This window comes from Pseudomonas sp. MS01C9 (genome assembly GCF_058202755.1).
Window position 1 is genome coordinate 3,675,882 of record NZ_CM177073.1, and the last position, 21,857, is coordinate 3,697,738.

19 protein-coding genes are annotated in these 21,857 nt (G+C 61.6%); 12 read left to right on the forward strand and 7 right to left on the reverse strand.

What is annotated here, in order from left to right; translation table 11 throughout:
- Positions 1–98 precede the first annotated feature (98 nt).
- Positions 99–917 (forward strand): tRNA cyclic N6-threonylcarbamoyladenosine(37) synthase TcdA, encoded by an 819-nt coding sequence (gene tcdA / locus AC1M7R_RS16715; RefSeq protein ID WP_072387980.1) that lies wholly within the window; start codon positions 99–101, stop codon positions 915–917.
- A gap of 110 nt (positions 918–1,027) precedes the next feature.
- Here tcdA and AC1M7R_RS16720 read toward each other — a convergent pair whose 3' ends face one another.
- From AC1M7R_RS16720 to AC1M7R_RS16735, 4 genes are all read right to left on the reverse strand, one after another.
- Entirely contained in the window at positions 1,028–1,432 is a 405-nt protein-coding gene (locus AC1M7R_RS16720; protein ID WP_072387977.1) for a SufE family protein, read from the reverse strand.
- Positions 1,429–2,634, reverse strand: coding sequence for a cysteine desulfurase (locus tag AC1M7R_RS16725; RefSeq protein ID WP_072387975.1), 1,206 nt, complete (start codon positions 2,632–2,634; stop codon positions 1,429–1,431). Before AC1M7R_RS16725 ends, AC1M7R_RS16720 begins: the two co-directional genes overlap by 4 nt.
- A gap of 74 nt (positions 2,635–2,708) precedes the next feature.
- Positions 2,709–3,743: a 2,3,4,5-tetrahydropyridine-2,6-dicarboxylate N-succinyltransferase gene (gene dapD, locus AC1M7R_RS16730; RefSeq protein ID WP_072387973.1), complete on the reverse strand. Its 1,035-nt coding sequence runs from the start codon at positions 3,741–3,743 to the stop codon at positions 2,709–2,711.
- Positions 3,744–3,776: 33 nt separating this feature from the next.
- Positions 3,777–4,085 carry an arsenate reductase gene (locus tag AC1M7R_RS16735; protein WP_231991096.1) on the reverse strand — a complete coding sequence of 103 codons (309 nt, stop codon included), beginning with the start codon at positions 4,083–4,085 and terminating at the stop codon, positions 3,777–3,779.
- A 350-nt stretch (positions 4,086–4,435) separates the two neighbouring features.
- Between AC1M7R_RS16735 and AC1M7R_RS16740 the strand changes: the two genes are divergently transcribed.
- Positions 4,436–6,082 carry a Na+/H+ antiporter gene (locus AC1M7R_RS16740; RefSeq protein ID WP_072387968.1) on the forward strand — a complete coding sequence of 549 codons (1,647 nt, stop codon included), beginning with the start codon at positions 4,436–4,438 and terminating at the stop codon, positions 6,080–6,082.
- 63 nt (positions 6,083–6,145) lie between these two features.
- Here AC1M7R_RS16740 and dapC read toward each other — a convergent pair whose 3' ends face one another.
- The 3 genes from dapC to map form a co-directional block, all read right to left on the reverse strand.
- Positions 6,146–7,345, reverse strand: a complete 1,200-nt coding sequence (dapC, locus tag AC1M7R_RS16745) for a succinyldiaminopimelate transaminase (RefSeq protein WP_072387965.1) — start codon at positions 7,343–7,345, stop codon at positions 6,146–6,148.
- 70 nt (positions 7,346–7,415) lie between these two features.
- Positions 7,416–10,118 carry a [protein-PII] uridylyltransferase gene (locus tag AC1M7R_RS16750; protein WP_072387963.1) on the reverse strand — a complete coding sequence of 901 codons (2,703 nt, stop codon included), beginning with the start codon at positions 10,116–10,118 and terminating at the stop codon, positions 7,416–7,418.
- 37 nt (positions 10,119–10,155) lie between these two features.
- On the reverse strand, positions 10,156–10,938 hold the full coding sequence (gene map / locus AC1M7R_RS16755) for a type I methionyl aminopeptidase (RefSeq protein ID WP_053152730.1): 783 nt from the start codon (positions 10,936–10,938) through the stop codon (positions 10,156–10,158).
- A 448-nt stretch (positions 10,939–11,386) separates the two neighbouring features.
- Here map and rpsB point away from each other — a divergent pair, with 448 nt between their 5' ends.
- The 10 genes from rpsB to AC1M7R_RS16805 all read left to right on the forward strand — a co-directional run bounded on the left by rpsB (position 11,387) and on the right by AC1M7R_RS16805 (position 21,857).
- Complete coding sequence (rpsB, locus tag AC1M7R_RS16760; protein WP_003198231.1) at positions 11,387–12,124, forward strand: 30S ribosomal protein S2; 738 nt, start codon at positions 11,387–11,389, stop codon at positions 12,122–12,124.
- A gap of 194 nt (positions 12,125–12,318) precedes the next feature.
- Positions 12,319–13,185: a translation elongation factor Ts gene (gene tsf / locus AC1M7R_RS16765; RefSeq protein WP_072387961.1), complete on the forward strand. Its 867-nt coding sequence runs from the start codon at positions 12,319–12,321 to the stop codon at positions 13,183–13,185.
- A 208-nt stretch (positions 13,186–13,393) separates the two neighbouring features.
- The gene (pyrH, locus tag AC1M7R_RS16770) at positions 13,394–14,137 is read left to right on the forward strand and encodes a UMP kinase (protein WP_003198235.1); all 744 of its coding nucleotides are present in this window, start codon (positions 13,394–13,396) and stop codon (positions 14,135–14,137) included.
- Positions 14,134–14,691 (forward strand): ribosome recycling factor, encoded by a 558-nt coding sequence (gene frr / locus AC1M7R_RS16775; RefSeq protein WP_072387959.1) that lies wholly within the window; start codon positions 14,134–14,136, stop codon positions 14,689–14,691. The genes pyrH and frr overlap by 4 nt, the downstream gene beginning before the upstream one ends.
- 13 nt (positions 14,692–14,704) lie before the next feature.
- On the forward strand, positions 14,705–15,460 hold the full coding sequence (uppS, locus tag AC1M7R_RS16780; RefSeq protein WP_072387957.1) for a polyprenyl diphosphate synthase: 756 nt from the start codon (positions 14,705–14,707) through the stop codon (positions 15,458–15,460).
- The gene (locus tag AC1M7R_RS16785; protein WP_165887778.1) at positions 15,460–16,266 is read left to right on the forward strand and encodes a phosphatidate cytidylyltransferase; all 807 of its coding nucleotides are present in this window, start codon (positions 15,460–15,462) and stop codon (positions 16,264–16,266) included. The genes uppS and AC1M7R_RS16785 overlap by 1 nt, the downstream gene beginning before the upstream one ends.
- Positions 16,263–17,453, forward strand: coding sequence for a 1-deoxy-D-xylulose-5-phosphate reductoisomerase (gene ispC / locus AC1M7R_RS16790; protein WP_072387953.1), 1,191 nt, complete (start codon positions 16,263–16,265; stop codon positions 17,451–17,453). The genes AC1M7R_RS16785 and ispC overlap by 4 nt, the downstream gene beginning before the upstream one ends.
- Positions 17,454–17,505: 52 nt before the next feature.
- Complete coding sequence (gene rseP, locus AC1M7R_RS16795) at positions 17,506–18,858, forward strand: sigma E protease regulator RseP (protein ID WP_337349479.1); 1,353 nt, start codon at positions 17,506–17,508, stop codon at positions 18,856–18,858.
- 74 nt (positions 18,859–18,932) lie between these two features.
- Complete coding sequence (gene bamA / locus AC1M7R_RS16800; protein ID WP_271901295.1) at positions 18,933–21,308, forward strand: outer membrane protein assembly factor BamA; 2,376 nt, start codon at positions 18,933–18,935, stop codon at positions 21,306–21,308.
- A gap of 45 nt (positions 21,309–21,353) precedes the next feature.
- Positions 21,354–21,857: an OmpH/Skp family outer membrane protein gene (locus AC1M7R_RS16805; RefSeq protein WP_024779019.1), complete on the forward strand. Its 504-nt coding sequence runs from the start codon at positions 21,354–21,356 to the stop codon at positions 21,855–21,857.

A 21,857-nucleotide genomic window follows, 5' to 3' on the forward strand; every position in this document is an offset into this window, starting at 1 on the left:
CCCCACAGAGGGTTTGTCTGGAATTGATGCCGCGACCGGGCGCCTGGGGCTCGAATTGCTCCGACAAAGCCCTATAATGCGCGCCGGTTTCTGGGGTAATGGTCATGAGTACAGAAGATCCACGCTTTGCCGGCATCGCCCGTTTGTATGGCATCGAGGGCCTGGAACGCCTGCGGGCGGCCCATGTGGCGATCGTCGGGGTCGGCGGGGTCGGTTCCTGGGCGGCGGAAGCCATTGCCCGTTGCGGCGTGGGCGAGATTTCGCTGTTCGACCTGGACGACGTCTGTGTCAGCAACGCCAATCGTCAGCTGCATGCCCTCGACAGCACCGTCGGCAAACCCAAGGTGCAGGTGATGGCCGAGCGTTTGCGCGGGATCAACCCCGACTGCACGGTGCACGCGGTGGCGGATTTCGTCACCCGCGACACCATGGCCGAATACATCACGCCGAACATCGACTGCGTGATCGACTGCATCGACAGTGTCAATGCCAAGGCCGCGCTGATTGCCTGGTGCAAGCGCCGCAAGATCCAGATCATCACCACGGGCGGCGCAGGCGGGCAGATCGACCCGACGCTGATCCAGGTCTGCGACCTGAACCGTACGTTCAATGATCCGCTGGCGTCGAAAGTGCGTTCCACCTTGCGCCGCGACTACGGTTTTTCCCGCACCGTGACCCGTCACTACAGCGTGCCCTGTGTGTTTTCCACCGAACAGCTGCGCTACCCGAAACCGGACGGCAGCATTTGCCTGCAGAAGAGTTTTGTCGGCGATGGCGTGAAGCTCGACTGCGCCGGAGGGTTCGGCGCGGTCATGATGGTCACGGCGACATTCGGCATGGTCGCGGCGACCAAGGCTGTGGATAAGATCGTGGCGGGTGTGCGACGACCGGCGGACAGGGTCAAGCCTCAGGTTTGAGGGGCTTATGGCCTCATCGCGAGCAAGCTCGCGCCCACATAGGGTCAGGCTGAACGCAGTATTTGCGTGCACCAAATCCCCTGCGGGAGCGAGCTTGCTCGCGATTGCCGTTACTGAGTCAACTCCAGCATCCGCTTCAACACCGCATTCAAACCGTTGCTACGGGACGGCGACAGCTGCCGCGACAATCCCAGCTGGTTGAACCAATCCGGCAAATCCACCTGCCGCAACTCCTCAGCGGGCAACCCGTTGACCCGCGCCAGCAGCAACGCCACCAGGCCACGGATCAACCGCGCATCGCTGCCGGCGCAAAACTGCCAGTGCCCGTCGTGCAAGCGACCCACCAACCATACCTGGCTTTCACAGCCGTGGACGAGGTTGGCCTCGCACTTGTCCTCGTCATTCAGCGGCGGCAGGCGTTCACCCCATTGCATCAGCAGCCGTGCCCGTTGTTCCCAGCCTGAAGCGTCCTGGAAAACCCGTAGCGCCGTGGCGGCATCGGTCGGCAGGTTCATCGCAACATCTCCAAGGCCTGATCCAAGGCGTCGAAGAAACGCTCGATGTCGGCGGAGTCGTTGTACAGCGCCAGCGACACGCGGATCGCCCCGGACAGCTTCAAATGCTTGAACAGCGGCATCGCGCAGTGATGCCCGGCGCGTACGGCAATGCCTTGCTCGGTCAGCAGATGCGCCAGGTCGGCGTTGTGGATGCCTTCGACCACGAAACTGACCAGGGCCAGGCGAGGGTTTCCCAGCAGGCGAATGCCGTTGCGAGCCAGCAGGCCATGGAGCAGGTAGTCATGCAGCGCCGCTTCATGATCGATGACCGCTTGCGAATCGAGCGCGGACAGGTAGTCCAGGGTCGCGCCCAACCCGATCACGCTGGCAATCGGCGGCGTACCGGCTTCGAAGCCCAGCGGCGCCGCACGGAAAGTGGCGCTGTGGTAGTCGGCCTGTTGCACCATTTCGCCGCCGAACTGCCAATGACGCAGCTTGCCAAGGGCGTCGGTACGGCCGAACAGCACGCCCAGCCCGTCCGGGCCGTAGAGTTTGTGGCTGGAAAACACGTAAAAGTCGCAGCCCAGCGCCTCCACATTGTGGCGGCCATGGACCACGCCCTGGGCGCCGTCGATCACTGTCAGCGCGCCCTGGGCCTTGGCCAGGGCCAGCAGCGCCGGCAATGGCTGCCAGGCCCCCAGCACATTGGACAGCTGACTGACCGCCAGCAAGCGTGTCCGGGGGCCGATAAGGCCGGTGGCGGCTTCCAGGTCGATCACTCCGTCGGCATCCAGGGGCAACACCACCAGGGTCAACGATCGGCGCTCGGCCAACTGCTGCCACGGCAGCAGGTTGGCGTGGTGTTCCAGGGCGCTGATGGCGATCTCATCGCCCGGGTGGAATAGATGTTCCAGCCCATAGGCCAGCAGATTCAGCGCGGAGGTCGCGCCATGGGTAAAGACGATCTGCCCGCAACCCTGTGCATTGAGCCATTGCGACACCTTGAGGCGACTGTCTTCGAACGCCTGGGTGGCGTGAGCCCCCGGCAGATGCTGCGCCCGGTGCACGTTGGCCGCGCCATTGGCGTAGTAATGCGTCAGGGCATCCAACAGGGCTTGGGGTTTCTGCGTGGTGGCGGCACTGTCCAGGTAGGTCTGGCCTTGCCGTTGCAGGGCGGCGATGGCCGGGAAATCGGCCCGCCAGGGGGATTGGATCAACATGCTTTCGGGCCCTGCTGGAGTTACGCCGGACCCTGTGGGAGCAAGGTTGCTCCCACAGGTGAGGGGGACGCGGCTTAGTTGTGCGCGTGCAGTGCTTCGTTCAGCTCGATGGCCGACTTGTGGGTCTTGCATTCCACCGCGCCGGTCTCGGAATTGCGGCGGAACAGCAGGTCGGGCTGGCCGGCCAGGTCGCGGGCCTTGACCACTTTGACCAGTTGGTTGTTCTCGTCCAGCAGCGCCACCTTGGTGCCGGCGGTGACATACAGGCCCGATTCCACGGTATTGCGGTCGCCCAACGGAATGCCGATACCGGCGTTGGCACCGATCAGGCAGCCTTCGCCGACCTTGATCACGATGTTGCCGCCGCCCGACAGGGTGCCCATGGTGGAGCAACCGCCGCCCAGGTCCGAACCCTTGCCGACGAATACGCCTGCCGAAACACGACCTTCGATCATGCCGGGGCCTTCGGTGCCGGCGTTGAAGTTGACGAAACCTTCGTGCATGACCGTGGTGCCTTCACCCACATAGGCGCCCAGGCGGATACGCGCGGCGTCGGCGATGCGCACGCCGGCCGGGACCACGTAGTCGGTCATTTTCGGGAACTTGTCCACCGAGAACACTTCCAGCAATTCGCCGCGCAGGCGGGCTTCAAGCTGGTGCTCGGCCAGTTCGCTCAGGTCGATCGCGCCCTGGCTGGTCCAGGCCACGTTCGGCAGCAGCGGGAAGATACCGGCCAGGTTCAGGCCGTGGGGCTTGACCAGGCGATGGGACAACAGGTGCAGCTTGAGGTACGCCTCGGGGGTGGAACTCAGTTGTGCATCTTCGGCCAGCAGGGTGGCGACCAACGGCTTGTGGCTCTCGGCCAGACGGGTCAGCAGCGCGGCTTGGGCGGCATCGACACCCTTGAGGGCATCGGCCAGTTGCGAGGCCTGGGCGGTGGTGAAGCTGATGGCCTGGTTGCCTTCGCTGTAGCCCAGGATCGGCGCGATGGCCTTGACGATGTCGGCCGAAGGATTGAGCAGTGGCTGTGCGTAGAACACTTCCAGCCAGGCGCCTTGGCGGTTTTGGGTGCCGACACCGAAGGCCAGGCTGAACAGGGTAGTGGACATGAACGTTACCTCAACAAAATGGACTGGGCAGGCTTACTTGATCTCTGCCGCATAAATATCTGGCTTGAAGCCAATCAGGGTTCGGTCACCGAGATCGAGCACCGGGCGCTTGATCATCGAGGGTTGGGCGAGCATCAGTTCGATGGCTTTCGTCTGGTCGAGATCGGCTTTGCGTTCGTCATCGAGCTTGCGAAAGGTCGTACCGGCACGGTTCAACACCACTTGCCAGCCATGCTCGTTGCACCATTGGGTCAGGTGCTCACGGTCGATGCCGGCGCTCTTGTAGTCGTGAAATTCGTAGCGTACTGCGTGTTCATCGAGCCAGGTGCGCGCTTTTTTCATCGTGTCACAGGCTTTGATGCCGAAAAGGTGCAACGTTTTGCTTGAATCGGTCAAGGAACTGCCCCCTTTGCAGGTGCTGGAAATAAAAGGTGAAGGATTATGCCATGACCGGACGGTTTCGCGACGGCCCAGGTTGATGGACACCAAAACCTGTGGGAGCGAGCTTGCTCGCGATGGCGTCCGATCAGCCAGCAATGAATCGATTGATACATCGCTATCGCGAACAAGCTCGCTCCCACAATAGTGGGGCTGCGACATAGGTGTAACGGCCAGGTTCATGCTAAGCGGTTAATATGGCACTTCAACGGCAAGCTGTTGCCGGATGTGTATCGCTGTCATTGGTAACCGCTATGCAAAGCGCCTACACCGTCCTGATCCTGCTGACGCTGGTGGGCGTCTCACGCCTGATCGGACGGTTGATCCCCCTGCCGTTGCCCCTGGTCCAGATCGGCGCCGGTGCCGTGCTGGCCTGGCCGTCCCTGGGCCTGCATGTCACCCTCGACCCGGAACTGTTCCTGTTTCTCTTCCTGCCGCCACTGCTGTTCTCCGATGGCTGGCGCATGCCCAAGCGTGAACTGTGGCGCTTGCGCGGGCCGATCCTGACCCTGGCGGTGGGGCTGGTGTTGTTCACCGTGGTGGGTGCCGGGTATTTCATTCACTGGTTGTTGCCGGATATTCCACTGCCGATGGCTTTCGCCCTGGCGGCAGTGCTGTCGCCCACCGACGCGGTGGCGGTCTCGGCGATTGCCCGCGACCGCTTGCCTGGGCCCCTGATGCACATGCTCCAGGGCGAGGCGCTGATGAACGATGCCTCGGGCCTGGTGACGTTCAAGTTTGCCTTGGCGGCGGCTGTCACTGGCGTGTTTTCCCTGGCCAACGCCAGCGTGACGTTCGTGCTGGTGGCGGTAGGTGGGCTGCTCGTCGGGGTCGCCTTGAGCTGGTTGATGGGACGCCTGCGAGCCTGGATGGTCGCCCGGGGCTGGGACGACCCGGCCACCCACGTGGTGTTCATGTTGTTGCTACCCTTCGCCGCCTACGTGGTGGCTGAGCGACTGGGCGCCTCGGGCATTCTCTCGGCGGTGGCGGCGGGGATGATGCAGAGCTGGCTCGACCTGTTGCCACGCCAGACCGGTACGCGGCTGCTCAATCGCAGTGTCTGGGCGCTGCTGGAGTTCGCCTTCAACGGTTTGATCTTCCTGCTGTTGGGCTTGCAGTTACCGGACATCATCAAGGCCGTGACCAGCCACGAAACCACGCTGTGGCCAACCCTGTTCTACCGCTGCCTGGATGTCGTGGTGATTTTCCTGGTGCTGCTGGTGCTGCGGTTCGTCTGGGTGCAGAGCATCTGGCGCCTGTCCGGGTTGTTGCGGCGCTGGCGCGGCAAGGGGGAACTGACACTGGTGCCCACCGCGCGCTCCTGCTGGCTGCTGACGTTCGGTGGGGTGAGAGGCGCGGTGACCCTGGCGGGCGTGCTCTCTGTGCCGTTGCTATTGGGCGCGGGCGAGCCCTTTCCCGAGCGGGACCTGCTGATCTTCATTGCCGCCGGGGTGATCCTGTTGTCATTGATCGCGGCCTGCATTGCCTTGCCGCTGTTACTGAAGGGCATCGAGAAAAGCCCCGATGACAAGCGCCGCAACGAAGTCCGCGATGCCTGGCGCAAGACTGCTGAAGCGGCGATCCGCGCGCTGGAAGTGGAGGAGCCGAGTGAGGCGACAAGTACGCCGGATGCGGCCCAGGCGGCGCTGGCCACTGAGGTCAAGGCGCGGTTGATGTCCGAGTATCGTCATCAGCTCGACGTGTTCAACGATTCCGCCGAGGCCCAGGCGTTGGCATTCGAAATGGACCTGCTGGAGCGCCGGCTGCGCTTGAAGGCTTATCGGGCGCAACGGCTGGAGTTGTATCGCCTCAGTCGTCATCACCAGATCGGGGATGATGTACTGCGTGAGGTGCTGGGGGAGTTGGATCTGGCAGAGGCGAATTTGGGGTTGGGTAAATAGTAATTTTGCGCAGCACTCATTGTGGTGAGGGGATAAGACCCCTCACCACAACGGCGGTACGCTTCAACCCCGACGCTGGATAAACGCGCGGATCCGTTCCGCCGCTTCCACGCATTCTGCCAGTGGCGCCACCAGGGCCATGCGCACGCGCCCGGCCCCTGGGTTGACGCCGTCCACATCGCGGGACAGGTAGGAGCCCGGTACCACGGTCACATGTTCCTGTTCGAACAGGTCGCGGCAGAACGCTGCATCATCGCCGGCCACATTCGGCCACAGGTAGAAGCTGCCGTCGGGGCGTTGCACGTCCAGCACCGGGCTGAGGATTTCCAGCACGGCGTCGAATTTCTCCCGGTACAGCGCGCGGTTGGCCCGCACGTGCTCTTCGTCGTTCCATGCAGCGATGCTCGCCAGTTGGGTCTGGACCGGCATCGCGCAGCCATGATAGGTGCGGTACAGCAAAAAGCCTTTGAGAACGTCCGCATCGCCGGCGACGAAGCCGGAGCGCAGGCCTGGCAGGTTGGAGCGCTTGGACAGGCTGTGGAACACCACGCAGCGCTTGAAGTCCTTGCGACCCAGTTCGACGCAGGCGTTGAGCAGGCCCGGCGGCGGGCTCTGTTCGTCGAAATACAGTTCGCTGTAGCACTCGTCCGCAGCGATCACGAAATCGTGCTCGTCGGCCAAGGCGATGAGCTTCTTCAGCACATCCACCGGAATCAGGGCACCGGTCGGGTTGCCAGGGGAGCACAGGAACAGGATCTGGCAGCGTTTCCAGATGTCTGGCGACACGGCGTCGAAATCCGGGTTGAAGCCATTTGCGTCCAGGCATGGCAGGTAGTGCGGCTTGGCCCCGGCCAGGAACGCGGCGCCTTCGTAGATCTGGTAGAAGGGGTTCGGGCTGACGACCAGGGCGTCGTCGCCACGGTTGACCACGGTCTGGGTGAAGGCGAACAGCGCTTCGCGGGTGCCGTTGACTGGCAAGACATGACGCGCCGGGTCGAGCCAGCCGTTGGGTATATTGAAGCGACGCTCGCACCAGCCGGTGATTGCTTCACGCAGTTCCGGGATGCCGAGGGTGGTCGGGTACACAGCCATCTTTTCCAGATTACTGGCCAGGGCTTCAGCCACGAAGCTGGGCGAGCGATGCTTGGGTTCGCCGATGGACAGCGCGATGGGGCGTTTGTCGGGGTTGGGCGTGACGCTGCCCAGCAGGGCACGGAGCTTTTCGAACGGGTAGGGCTGCAACTGGTTCAAAGCGTTGTTCATCGAGGGCCTCGTCAATGTGGGCGCGGTCCTTGTGGAAGCTGGCTCGCTCCCACAGAGGGGGATTGTTCGTTCAGATGCTGATGCGTGTCGGGTGAGCATCGGGTTCCTGGTTGACGCTCAGGTGCCGGACGATCGCGTCCTGCAGACGGCTGCACAGTTGCGGATCGGACAACGGCTGGTTGTGGGCATCGGTGATGAAGAACACGTCTTCCACCCGCTCGCCGAGGGTGGCGATCTTGGCGTTCTGTAGCGACAGGTCGAATTCCAGGAAAATATGGCCGATCCGCGCCAGCAGGCCGGGACGGTCCGGGGCGCTGAGTTCCAGCACCGTGATCTGGCGCTGGGCATCGTTGTGGATCGTCACCTGGGGCGCAAAGGCAAAATGCTTGAGCTGGCGTGGCACCCGGCGCTGGATGATGGTGGGGTAGTCCGCCGGATTGCGCAGGGCCTCGGTGAGCCCGTCGCGAATCTGCTTGACCCGTGCCGGGTTGTCGCCAATCGAATCGCCGTCGGTGTCGAGCACGATGTAGGTGTCGAGGGTGAACTGGCTGCTGGAGGTGATGATCCGTGCGTCATGGATGTTGAGGTTGAGCTGGTCCATCGCGGCCACGGTCACGGCGAAGAAATCATGCTGGTCCGGGGCGTAGATGAAGATTTGCGTACCGCCTTCGAACTCGCGTTGCGTGGTTTCCTTGATCAGCACCAGGGGCCCGCCATCGGCCGGTTGCTGAAGGATTGCATCGCTGTGCCAGGCCACGTCGCCGGCGGTGTGGCGCAGGAAGTAGTCATCGCCCAGCTGCGACCAGAGCTGTTCGACATCGTCCGGGTCGGTACCGCCGCGTACCAGGATATCCAGGGCGGCACTCTGAGTGCGGCGGATCTGCTCTTCGCGATCCACCGGGTTTTCCAGGCCGCGACGCAAGGCACGCTTGGTCTCGGTGTAGAGCTGGCGCAACAGGCTGGCCCGCCAGGAATTCCACAGGGTCGGGTTGGTGGCGTTGATGTCGGCCACGGTGAGCACGTAGAGGTAGTCCAGCCGCGTTTCGTCGCCGACGACCTGGGCGAAGTCATGGATCACCTGCGGGTCGGACAGGTCCTTGCGCTGGGCGGTGGTGGACATCACCAGGTGGTTCTGCACCAGCCAGACGATCAGCCGGCTGTCCCATGCTGGCAACTGATGGCGCTGGCAGAACGCTTCGGCATCCACTGCGCCGATTTCCGAATGGTCGCCCTGGCGGCCCTTGCCGATGTCGTGGTACAGCCCGGCCATGTAGATCAGCTCAGGCTTGGGCAGCTTGCCCATGAGCTTGCTGGCCAGTGGGAATTTCTCCGATACCTGGGTGTATTGCAGCTTGCGCAGGTGCTTGATCAGGTTCAGCGTGTGGGCATCGACCGTGTAGATGTGGAACAGGTCATGCTGCATCTGCCCGACGATGAAGCCGAACTCCGGCAGGTAGCGCCCCAGGATCCCGTAGCGGTTCATGCGTCGCAGGTTGCGGTGCACGCCGATCTTGCACTTGAACAACTCGATGAACAGGCTGGTGTTGCGGATGTCGTGACGGAAATCGTCATCGATCAGGTGGCGGTTTTCCCGCAGCAGGCGAATGGTGTCGGCGCGCACGCCCTTGATTTCCGGCTGCTGGGCCATGAGCACGAAAATCTCGATCATGGCGAAGGGCGTACGCCGGAATACGTTGTCGTTGCGTGCCTCGATGTAACCGTCGTGCAACTGGAAGCGGGCGTTGATGGGCTGGGGCGGCTCGGCGTCTTCCGGCGCGAGGATGACTTCCTCGAAATGCTGGATGATCAGCTCGCTGAGCTGCGCGATGCTCATCACCACCCGGTAGTACTGCTGCATGAAGTTTTCGATGGCCTGCTTGGCATCGCTCCCTTCGAAGCCCAGCAGGCCGGCGATGGAGCGCTGATGGTCGAACAGCAGGCGATCTTCGGCGCGCCCGGCGAGCATGTGCAGGGCGTAGCGTACCTTCCACAGGAACTCCTGGGAGGATGCCAGCAGGGCGTTCTCGCTCTCGACCAGGAACCCTTCGCCGGCCAGGGCTCGCAGGTTCAGGGTGCCGTACTGGCGGCGGGCAACCCACAGGATCGTCTGAATGTCCCGCAAACCGCCGGGGGAGCCCTTCACGTTGGGTTCCAGGTTGTACTCGGTGTCGTTGTACTTGTGGTGACGGGCCTTTTGCTCGGCATGCTTGGCCAGGAAAAAATCCTTGCTGGGCCACATGTGCGCCGTGCTGGTAACGTCAAGCATGCGCTGGCGCAAGCGCTCAGGGCCGGCGATGGTGCGGCTTTCCATCAGGTTGGTGATCACCGTCAGGTCGGCGCGGGCTTCATCGGCGCATTCCTGTACTGACCGCACGCTCTGGCCGACTTCCAGGCCGATGTCCCACAGCAGCGTCAGGAAGCGTTCGATGGAGTCGCGAAAGACTTCGTGATCGTCGCCGTCCAGCAGGATCAGCAAGTCGATGTCGGAGTAGGGGTGCAGCTCCCCCCGGCCGTAACCGCCCACCGCCACCAGGGCGATGTGGGTGTCGGGGTTCCAGCTGAACTGCTCCCAGGCCCTTTGCAGGATGTTATCGACGAACCAGGCGCGATCCTCGATCAGCCGACGAATATCCCGGCCATTGCGAAAGCGCTGGTCGAGCACTTCGTGGGCCTGGCGGATCGCCTTCTTGAAGGCCGGGATGGGGCTTGCCTTCAGGGCCAGTTCAGCCTGGAACTGGCCGCGGTCGAAGAGTTCGGGATCCACCTGCGGCATCGAATGGCTTTCCTTTCTATCTATAGCTGGGGTCGGTTCAGGCGGAAACGCGAGGGATGGTGTCGTCGCTGCGCAGGGTAAATATTTCGTACCCGGTCTCGGTCACCAGCAGGGTGTGTTCCCACTGGGCCGACAGCTTGCGGTCCTTGGTGATGGCGGTCCAGCCGTCGCCCAGTACCTTGGTTTCGGCGCGACCCTGGTTGATCATCGGCTCGATGGTGAAGGTCATGCCCGCCTGGAGCTCCATGCCGGTGCCGGCGCGGCCGTAGTGCAGGATCTGTGGCTCTTCGTGGAAGACCTTGCCGATGCCGTGGCCACAGAATTCACGTACCACCGAGAAGCCGTTCTTCTGCGCGTGCTTCTGGATCACCTCGCCGATGTCACCCAGTCGGCAGCCCGGCTTCACCAGCTCGATGGCCATGTACATGCATTCCTGGGTCACTTTCGACAGGCGCTGGGCCCACTCCGGCACGTTGCCGACGTGGAACATGCGGCTGGTATCGCCGTGATAGCCATCCTTGATGACGGTGACGTCGATGTTCAGGGTGTCGCCATCCTTCAGCGGCTTCTCGTTGGGGATGCCGTGGCAGACCACGTGATTGATCGAAGTGCAGATCGACTTCGGAAAGCCTTTGTAGTTGAGCGGTGCGGGAATGGCCTTCTGCTCGTTGACGATATAATCGTGGCAGATCCGGTCCAGCTCTTCGGTGGTCACGCCCGGCTTGACGTAGTCGGCGATCATTTCCAGCACGTCGGCGGCGAGCTTGCCGGCGACACGCATCTTTGCGATGTCCTCGGGAGTCTTGAGGGTGACGGTCATACAGGCTCTCTCTGCGCCTGGTGGCGCTGTTCGAAACGAAATGGGCGGCGCAAGAGGTTCCCTGCGGCCCCGAAAACGCGATTCTAACAGACGATCAGTACAATGAGCTCTCCAGGCCGGAACTCTGTGCTGAGGGGGGTTATCCCCGTTGGGCTGCGTAGCAGTGCCAAATCAGGCAGCATGGTGGATCAAGTCGATTGAATCGCCTGGTATGGGACCTCTACGCGCCCCAGCGGGGATAAATCCCCTTGCCACAATAGGTTTTAAGAATCCGGGTTTCGTTTTCGCCCTCGCTGTGGTATAAAATGCGCCGCTTTCCGGGGATGACCCCGAGAGCTTAAATCCACACACGTGTCGACACGATGACCTGGGTGCCTTCGGCTTATATAGGCCGCTGGTTGGTCATTGGGATACGTGGAGGCCAAACCCGACTTATCAAGGAACTATCATGTCCCAAGTCAACATGCGCGATATGCTGAAGGCCGGTGTGCACTTCGGCCACCAGACCCGTTACTGGAACCCGAAAATGGGCAAGTACATTTTCGGCGCGCGCAACAAGATCCACATCATCAACCTTGAAAAAACCCTGCCGATGTTCAACGAGGCACTGACCTTCGTAGAGCGCCTGGCCCAGGGCAAAAACAAGATTCTGTTCGTCGGCACCAAGCGCTCCGCTGGCAAGATCGTTGCTGAAGAAGCAGCACGTTGCGGTTCGCCGTACGTCGATCACCGCTGGTTGGGCGGCATGCTGACCAACTTCAAGACCATTCGCGCTTCCATCAAGCGTCTGCGTGATCTCGAAGTCCAGTCCGAAGACGGCACTTTCGCCAAGCTGACCAAGAAAGAAGCGCTGATGCGCACTCGCGATCTTGAGAAGCTGGACCGCTCCCTGGGCGGTATCAAGGACATGGGCGGTCTGCCTGACGCACTGTTCGTGATCGACGTTGACCACGAGCGCATCGCGATCACCGAAGCCAACAAGCTGGGTATCCCGGTCATCGGCGTTGTCGATACCAACAGCAGCCCGGAAGGCGTTGACTACATCATCCCAGGCAACGATGACGCCATTCGCGCCATCCAGCTGTACATGGGTTCGATGGCTGACGCTGTTATCCGTGGTCGCAACAATGTTAACGGCGGCACCGAAGTCTTCGCTGAAGAAGCTCCGGCAGCAGCCGCTGAGTAATCGACGCCCTGGCGTTGACTCAGTAAGCAAAAAGGGGGCTTGGCCCCCTTTTTGCCACCTCGAAAACCATTTGTCGCCGGCGCAGTGACTTGTTTGTAACCTGCCGCGGCCTATAAGCAGTGGTTTTCCAGGAAGAATTGATCGCCCGTTCGGTCGGGTGGAATGGTTGAAAACCTATCCAAGAGGATTTTGAAATGGCAGAGATTACTGCAGCGTTGGTCAAAGAACTGCGCGAGCGTACCGGCGAAGGCATGATGGACTGCAAGAAAGCCTTGACCAAGGCTGGCGGCGACATCGAGAAAGCCATTGATGACATGCGTGCTTCGGGCGCCATCAAGGCTGCCAAGAAAGCCGGCAACGTCGCCGCTGAAGGCGCCATCGCCATCAAGGACGACGGCAAGGCTGCCGTCCTGCTGGAAGTCAACTCCCAGACCGACTTCCTGGCTCTGCAGGATGACTTCAAGGCCTTCGTCGCTGCCAGCGTCGAAAAAGCCTTCGCTGACAAACTGACCGACGCAGCTCCGCTGATCGAAGCCCAGGAAGAAGCGCGCCTGGTCCTGGTTGGCAAGACCGGCGAAAACGTCAACATCCGTCGCCTGGTTCGCGTTGAAGGTGATGTGGTCGGTACCTACCTGCACGGCAACAAGATCGGTGTTGCGGTTGTCCTGAAGGGCGGCGACACCGAGCTGGCCAAAGACATCGCCATGCACGTGGCTGCTACCAACCCTGAGTTCCTGCTGCCTTCGGACGTTTCCGCTGAAGCGATCGAGCGCGAGAAGGGTGTTTTCCTGCAGCTGAACGAAGAGAAGCTGAAAGGCAAGCCTGCTGAAATCGCAGAGAAAATGGTCAGCGGCCGTATCTCCAAGTTCCTGGCCGAAGCCAGCCTGGTTGAGCAGGCCTTCGTCAAGAACCCGGAAATCAAGGTCGGCGACCTGGCGAAGAAAGCCGGTGCTGAAATCGTTTCGTTCACCTACTTCAAAGTAGGTGAAGGCATCGAGAAGCCGGTCGACAACTTCGCAGAAGAAGTTGCCGCTCAGGTAGCTGCTGCCAGCAAGCAATAAGACGGTTTTACAACTGTCGCCCAGAAGAGGCTGCCCGCTCACGCGCGCAGCCTCTTTTTGGATCGGAGGCCGATTATTATTGGTTTCCTGTCGGAACTGGCTTACAAAGCCGTGTTCCGATGGCGCTGTGTCAGCGTCAAGCTAGAGTGAACGCAGGCTGTAAACAGCTTGAAGAATTTTTGAAAATACGCCGCAGGAGAGATTCGCAATGGCTCAGCAGGGCAGTGGTTATCAGGCTCGCTATAAACGCATTCTACTCAAGCTTAGCGGCGAGGCCCTGATGGGCTCGGAAGAGTTCGGGATCGATCCGAAGGTCCTGGATCGCATGGCCCTGGAAGTTGGCCAGTTGGTCGGCATCGGTGTCCAGGTCGGCCTGGTCATCGGCGGCGGCAACCTGTTCCGCGGCGCGGCGCTGAGCGCGGCCGGCATGGATCGGGTCACGGGCGACCACATGGGCATGCTGGCCACTGTGATGAACGCCCTGGCTATGCGCGACGCGCTCGAGCGTGCCAATATCTCGGCCATCGTGATGTCGGCCATTTCCATGGTTGGCGTGACCGATCACTACGACCGCCGCAAAGCCATGCGCCACCTCAATTCCAAGGAGGTGGTGATCTTTGCCGCCGGCACCGGTAATCCGTTCTTCACCACGGATTCGGCTGCCTGCCTGCGAGCGATCGAGATCGATGCCGATGTCGTGCTCAAGGCAACCAAGGTCGATGGCGTCTACACCGCCGACCCGTTCAAGGACCCGCATGCCGAGAAGTTCGATCATCTGACCTACGATGAAGTACTGGATCGCAAGCTGGGTGTAATGGACCTGACGGCAATCTGCCTGTGTCGCGATCACAAGATGCCGCTGCGTGTCTTTAACATGAACAAGCCCGGCGCCCTGCTGAACATCGTGCATGGCGGCGCCGAAGGAACCCTGATCGAGGAAGTTCAACAATGATCAATGAAATCAAGAAAGACGCCGAACAGCGCATGCAGAAGTCCGTGGAGTCTCTGGCGCACAACTTCGGCCGCATCCGTACCGGCCAGGCCCACCCGAGCATTCTCGAGGGCGTGATGGTGCCTTACTACGGTGCAGACACTCCGATCAAGCAAGTGGCCAACATCACCGTCAAGGACGCCCGTACCCTGCAGGTCGTGGCTTTCGAGCGCAACATGCTCGCGGCGGTCGACAAGGCCATTGGCAGTGCCGGCCTGAACCTGAACCCGACCAACCTGGGTGAGTTGCTGCTGATCTCCATGCCGGCCCTGACCGAAGAGACCCGCAAGGGCTTCACCAAGCAGGCTCGTGACGTGGCTGAAGACGCTCGTGTTGCCGTGCGCAACATCCGTCGTGATGCCAACAGCCAGCTCAAGGACCTGGTCAAGGAAAAGGAAATCAGCGAAGACGAAGAGCGTCGCGCCGCCGGCGAGATCGACGACCTGACCAAGAAGTATGTGGCTAAGATCGACGCGGATTTGGCGCAGAAAGAAAAAGACCTGATGGCCGTATAAGGGTCTCGTTTTCATGGAAAAGACCAAGCAGGCCGTGTCGTTCGCGGTGCCTCGCCATGTGGCGATCATCATGGACGGCAACAATCGTTGGGCCAAGAAACGCTTCATGCCCGGCGTCGCCGGGCATAAGGCGGGTGTCGACGCGGTTCGTGCGGTCATCGAGGTGTGTGCCGAGGCGGGAGTCGAGGTGCTGACCCTGTTCGCTTTCTCCAGCGAAAACTGGCAGCGTCCGGCCGACGAGGTCAGCGCCTTGATGGAGTTGTTCCTCAAGGCCCTGCGTCGCGAGGCCAAGCGCCTCAACGAGAACAGCATCAGCCTGCGCATCATCGGTGATCGTTCGCGCTTCCATCCGGAGCTGCAGGCGGCGATGCGCGAGGCCGAGGCCGCGACGGCCGGTGCCGACCGGTTTGTCCTGCAGATCGCCGCCAACTATGGTGGCCAGTGGGACATCGCCCAGGCTGCCCAGCGCCTCGCGCGGGAGGTCCAGGCCGGGCATTTGCGGCCGGAGGACATCACCCCGGACCTGTTGCAGGCCTGCCTGGCCACGGGCGACCTGCCATTGCCGGACCTGTGCATTCGCACTGGCGGCGAGCACCGCATCAGCAATTTCCTTCTCTGGCAGCTGGCTTATGCCGAGCTGTACTTCTCCGACCTTTTCTGGCCGGACTTCAAACACGAAGCCATGCGCGTCGCACTGGCCGATTTCGCTTCCCGTCAGCGTCGCTTCGGTAAAACGAGCGAGCAGATCGAAGCTGGAGCCCGGGTTTAATGCTTAAACAACGAATCATCACAGCCCTGATCCTGTTGCCCATCGCCCTGGGTGGTTTCTTCCTGCTCGAGGGGGCCGGCTTTGCCCTGTTCATCGGGCTGGTCGTGACGCTGGGGGCCTGGGAGTGGGCCCGGCTGGCGGGTTTCGCCGCGCAGTCGGCGCGCATGACCTATGCGGCGGCCGTGGCGGCCATGCTGTTCGTCATGTACGTGGTGCCGGGCATCGCACCCTGGGTGCTGGGTGCTTCGGTGCTGTGGTGGGCAACGGCAGCGTTCCTGGTTTTGACCTACCCCCGGACTACCCATCACTGGACCAACGCAGCGACCAAGCTGACCATCGGCCTGTTGATCCTGTTGCCGGCCTGGCAAGGCCTGATCTGGATCAAGCAGGGGCCGTTGGGCAATTGGCAGATCATGGCTGTGATGGTGCTGGTATGGGGGGCCGACGTCGGTGCCTACTTTTCCGGTCGGGCCTTTGGCAAACGCAAGCTGGCGCCAAAGGTCAGTCCAGGCAAGAGTTGGGAAGGTGTCTATGGTGGGCTGGCCTTGAGCCTGGTGATCACGACAGTGGTCGGTGTCACACGCGAGTGGACTGCCGGGCAACTGCTGATCGGCCTGTTCGGTGCCGCGCTCATCGTATTTGTCTCGGTGGTCGGCGACCTGACCGAAAGCATGTTCAAGCGTCAATCCGGGATCAAGGACAGCAGCAACCTGTTGCCGGGCCATGGCGGCGTACTGGATCGCATTGACAGCCTGACTGCCGCGATCCCGATCTTCGCCGTGCTGTTGTGGATGGCTGCACCGTGAGTCGTCCTCAGCAGATCACTGTACTGGGCGCCACCGGTTCCATTGGCCTCAGCACCCTGGACGTCATTGCCCGGCATCCAGAGCGTTACCAGGTCTTCGCCCTCAGTGGCTTCACGCGCCTGAACGAGCTGCTGGCGTTGTGCTTGCGTCACGTCCCGCGGTTCGCCGTGGTGCCGCAAGCCAGTGTGGCGCGGGCGCTGCAGGACGACCTGCGCGCGGCAGGCTTGCAGACCCGCGTGCTGGTAGGGGAGGAGGGCCTGTGCGAGGTGGCCTCCGATCCCGAAGTCGATGCGGTGATGGCGGCGATCGTCGGTGCGGCGGGCTTGCGTCCGACGCTGGCGGCGGTGAAGGCGGGCAAGAAGATCCTGCTGGCCAACAAGGAGGCCCTGGTCATGTCCGGGGCGCTGTTCATGCAGGCGGTGGGCCAGAGCGGCTCGGTGCTGCTGCCGATCGACAGCGAACACAACGCGATTTTTCAGTGCATGCCCCGGGACTTTTCCCGAGGCCTGGGTGCGGTGGGGGTTCGGAGGATTCTGCTGACGGCTTCCGGCGGTCCGTTCCGCCAGACTCCCCTGGCCGAGCTGGAACATGTTTCGCCTGAACAGGCGTGCGCTCATCCGAACTGGTCCATGGGGCGCAAGATTTCCGTGGATTCGGCCAGCATGATGAACAAGGGCCTGGAGCTGATCGAGGCCTGCTGGCTGTTCGATGCCAAGCCTTCCCAGGTCGAGGTGGTGATCCATCCCCAGAGCGTGATCCATTCCCTGGTGGACTACGTGGACGGTTCGGTGCTGGCCCAGCTGGGCAACCCGGACATGCGCACCCCTATCGCCAATGCCCTGGCCTGGCCGGAGCGGATCGACTCCGGCGTGGCCCCCCTGGACCTGTTCGCCATCGCTCGCCTGGACTTCCAGGCGCCCGATGAGCAGCGTTTCCCGTGCCTGCGCCTGGCTCGCCAGGCTGGCGAGGCAGGCAACAGCGCGCCGGCCATGCTCAATGCGGCCAATGAAGTGGCAGTGGCGGCGTTTCTCGATGGACGTGTCCGTTACCTCGAGATCGCGAGTATCATCGAGGAAGTCTTGAACCTGGAGGCTGTGGTTTGCCTCGATGATCTGGACGCGGTATTCACTGCCGATGCCAGGGCTCGTGAGCTGGCGAGCCAATGGCTGAGGCGTCACGGGCGTTGAGGTTGCGATACGTTAGCCAGGGTTGCCCTGGACTGGATTGCGGAGAAAGCAGATGAGCGCGCTCTATATGATTGTCGGCACCCTGGTTGCACTGGGTGTGCTGGTCACTTTTCACGAATTCGGTCATTTCTGGGTCGCGCGTCGCTGTGGCGTCAAGGTGCTGCGTTTTTCCGTCGGCTTCGGCATGCCCTTGCTACGCTGGCATGACAAGAGCGGCACCGAGTTCGTCGTGGCGGCTATCCCCCTGGGCGGCTACGTGAAGATGCTGGACGAGCGCGAAGGTGAAGTGCCCGCCGATCAGCTGCATCAGTCCTTCAATCGCAAGACCGTTCGTCAGCGCATCGCCATCGTGGCGGCGGGGCCCGTCGCCAACTTCCTGTTGGCCCTGGTGTTTTTCTGGGCGCTGGCCATGCTGGGCAGCGAGCAGGTGCGGCCGGTCATCGGTGGCGTAGAGGCCGGTAGCGTGGCCGCACGGGCCGGGCTGAGCCCTGGCCAGGAGATCGTGGCGATCGATGGAGAGCCCACTTCCGGCTGGGCCGCCGTCAACCTGCAGTTGGTGCGTCGCCTGGGCGAAAGTGGCTCGTTGCAGTTGATGGTGCGCGACGAGGGCTCGACCACGGATTCGCCTCGGGAACTGGTGCTGGACAACTGGCTCAAGGGCGCCGATGAGCCGGATCCGATCCGCTCCCTGGGTATTCGCCCCTGGCGTCCGGCGCTGCCGCCGATATTGGCCGAGCTCGATCCGAAGGGCCCGGCCCAGGCCGCGGGCCTGAAGACCGGTGATCGCCTACTGGCCCTCGATGGGCAGCCGGTCGATGACTGGCAGCAGGTGGTGGATGCGGTTCGTGTACGTCCTGATACCAAGATTGTGCTGCGCATCGAGCGTGATGGTGCTCCAATTGACGTCCCTGTCACCTTGGGCGCGCGGGGCGAGAGCAAGGCGCCGAACGGCTACCTGGGCGCTGGCGTCAAGGCTGTCGACTGGCCGCCAGAGATGATTCGCGAGGTCAGCTTCGGTCCTGTCGCTGCGATTGGCGAGGGTGCGCGTCGTACGTGGACCATGAGCGTCCTGACCCTCGATTCGCTCAAGAAAATGTTGTTCGGCGAGCTCTCGGTAAAAAACTTGAGTGGACCGATAACCATTGCTAAAGTGGCGGGCGCTTCTGCCCAGTCGGGCGTTGCTGATTTCCTGAATTTCCTTGCTTATCTGAGCATTAGCCTGGGGGTTCTGAATTTGCTGCCTATCCCGGTGCTGGATGGGGGGCATCTGCTGTTCTATCTGATCGAGTGGGCGCGTGGTCGTCCCTTGTCGGATCGGGTTCAAGGTTGGGGGATACAGATCGGGATCAGCTTGGTGGTCGGGGTGATGTTGCTTGCCCTGGTCAACGATCTGGGTCGTCTGTAACGCTTCGCTGAATTGCGAATCTGCCGCATTTTGCGGCAGTTTGTTTATTGCCAGTTGGAATAAGAAAGGACTTCATGAAACGTCTGCTGCTAACCGCGGTTATTACCGTGTTGATGATCGCCGAAGTTCACGCCGAGTCCTTCACTATCTCTGATATTCGCGTCAACGGCCTCCAGCGGGTCTCCGCGGGTAGCGTCTTTGGTGCCTTGCCGTTGAACGTCGGCGAGCAGGCGGATGATCGGCGCCTGGTGGAGTCCACTCGTGCGCTGTTCAAGACCGGCTTCTTTCAAGATATCCAGCTGGGCCGTGATGGCAATGTCCTGGTCATTACGGTTGTCGAGCGGCCGTCGGTCGCCAGCATCGAGATCGAAGGCAACAAGGCGATCTCCACCGAAGACCTGATGAAAGGTCTCAAGCAATCCGGTCTGGCCGAAGGCGAGATCTTCCAGCGCGCGACCCTCGAAGGCGTGCGTAACGAACTGCAGCGCCAGTACGTGGCCCAGGGCCGCTACTCGGCCACCGTCGACACCGAAGTGGTTCCTCAGCCACGTAACCGTGTCGGCCTGAAGGTCAACATCAACGAAGGCACCGTGGCGGCCATCCAGCACATCAACGTGGTGGGCAATACGGTTTTCCCCGATGAAGACCTGATCGACCTGTTCGAACTCAAGACCACCAACTGGCTGTCGTTCTTCAAGAACGACGACAAGTACGCCCGTGAAAAACTGTCCGGTGACCTGGAGCGCCTGCGTTCCTATTACCTGGACCGGGGCTACATCAACATGGACATCGCCTCGACCCAGGTGTCCATCACGCCGGACAAGAAACACGTCTACATCACTGTCAACGTCAACGAGGGCGATAAATACACCGTTCGCGACGTCAAGCTCAGTGGTGACCTGAAGGTGCCGGAAGACCAGGTCAAGTCGCTGTTGCTGGTGCAGAAGGGCCAGGTGTTCTCGCGCAAGCTGATGACCACCACGTCCGAGCTGATCACCCGCCGCCTGGGTAACGAAGGTTATACCTTCGCCAACGTCAACGGCGTGCCGCAGCCTCACGACGAAGACCATACCGTCGATATCACCTTCGCCGTTGACCCGGGCAAGCGTGCCTATGTCAACCGCATCAACTTCCGCGGCAACACCAAGTCCGAGGACGAGGTACTGCGTCGTGAAATGCGCCAGATGGAAGGTGGCTGGGCTTCGACCTACCTGATCGACCAGTCCAAGACCCGCCTGGAACGCCTGGGCTTCTTCAAGGAAGTCAACGTCGAGACCCCGGCGGTACCGGGCGTCGATGACCAGGTCGATGTGAACTACAGCGTCGAGGAGCAGGCGTCCGGCTCCATCACCGCCAGCGTCGGTTTCGCCCAGAGCGCGGGCCTGATCCTGGGTGGTTCGATCACCCAGAACAACTTCCTGGGTACCGGTAACAGGGTCAGCGTCGGCCTGACCCGCAGCGAATACCAGACCCGCTACAACTTCGGCTTCGTGGACCCCTACTGGACCGCCGACGGGGTGAGCCTGGGCTACAACGCCTTCTATCGCACCACCGACTACGACGAGCTGGACTCGGATATCTCCAGCTATGCGGTGGACAGCTACGGTGTGGGCGCCAACATCGGCTACCCGATCAGCGAGACCTCGCGCCTGACCTTCGGCCTCACCGCCCAGCAGGACAAGATCAACACCGGTCGCTACACCGTCGACGAGATCTTCGACTTCGTTAACAAGGAAGGCGACAGCTACCTGAACTTCAAGGCGTCCGCCGGCTGGTCCGAGTCGACCCTGAACAAAGGTGTGCTGGCGACCCGCGGTCATTCCCAGAGCCTGGTGTTCGAAACCACCACCCCTGGCAGCGACCTGTCGTTCTTCAAACTCGACTACCGGGGCCAGTTGTTCCAGCCATTGTCCGATAACTACACCATGCGCCTGCACACCGAGCTGGGCTATGGTGACGGCTACGGTTCCACTGACGGCCTGCCGTTCTACGAGAACTACTACGCCGGTGGTTTCAACTCGGTACGTGGCTTCAAGGACAGCACCCTGGGTCCACGTAGTACGCCGAGCCAGGGTAACAACCCGGGCACCATCAGAGACCCGGATCAGGATCCGCTGCCGTTCGGTGGCAACGTCCTTATCCAGGGTGGTCTGGAAGTCCTCTTCCCGATGCCGTTCGTCAAGGATCAGCGTTCCCTGCGTACCTCGGTATTCTGGGACGTGGGTAACGTATTCGACTCCAAGTGCAGCGACACTACCAACGCCAACGGCACCAGGTCCAACACTCAGTGCAACGACATCAGCCTGAGCAACATGGCCAGCTCCGTTGGTGTGGGCGTGACCTGGGTCACCGCGCTCGGTCCTTTGAGCTTCGCCCTGGCGATGCCGATCAAGAAACCGGATGACGCTGAAACCCAAGTGTTCCAATTCTCCCTCGGCCAGACGTTCTAAGCGTCTGCCCCAAGATAACGACAATGGATTTTGTAGGAGTACATCGTGCGTAAGTTGACTCAATTGGTTCTCCTGGCGACCGTACTGGTCGCAGGTCCGGCTTTTGCCGACATGAAGATCGCCGTGCTGAACTATCAGATGGCCCTGCTGGAATCCGACGCGGCGAAGAAATACGCCGTGGATGCCGAGAAAAAGTTCGGCCCGCAGCTGACCAAGCTCAAGAGCCTGGAAAGCAGTGCCAAGGGCATCCAGGATCGTCTGGTGGCCGGTGGCGACAAGATGGCCCAGGGCGAGCGTGAGCGCCTGGAGCTCGAGTTCAAGCAAAAGGCCCGTGACTTCCAGTTCCAGTCCAAGGAGCTGAACGAAGCGAAAGCCGTGGCCGACCGTGAAATGCTCAAGCAGCTCAAGCCCAAGCTCGACAGCGCCGTGGAAGAAGTCATCAAGAAGGGTGGTTTTGACCTGGTGTTCGAGCGTGGCGCAGTGATCGATGTCAAGCCTCAGTACGACATCACGCGCCAGGTCATCGAGCGCATGAATCAGCTGAAGTAA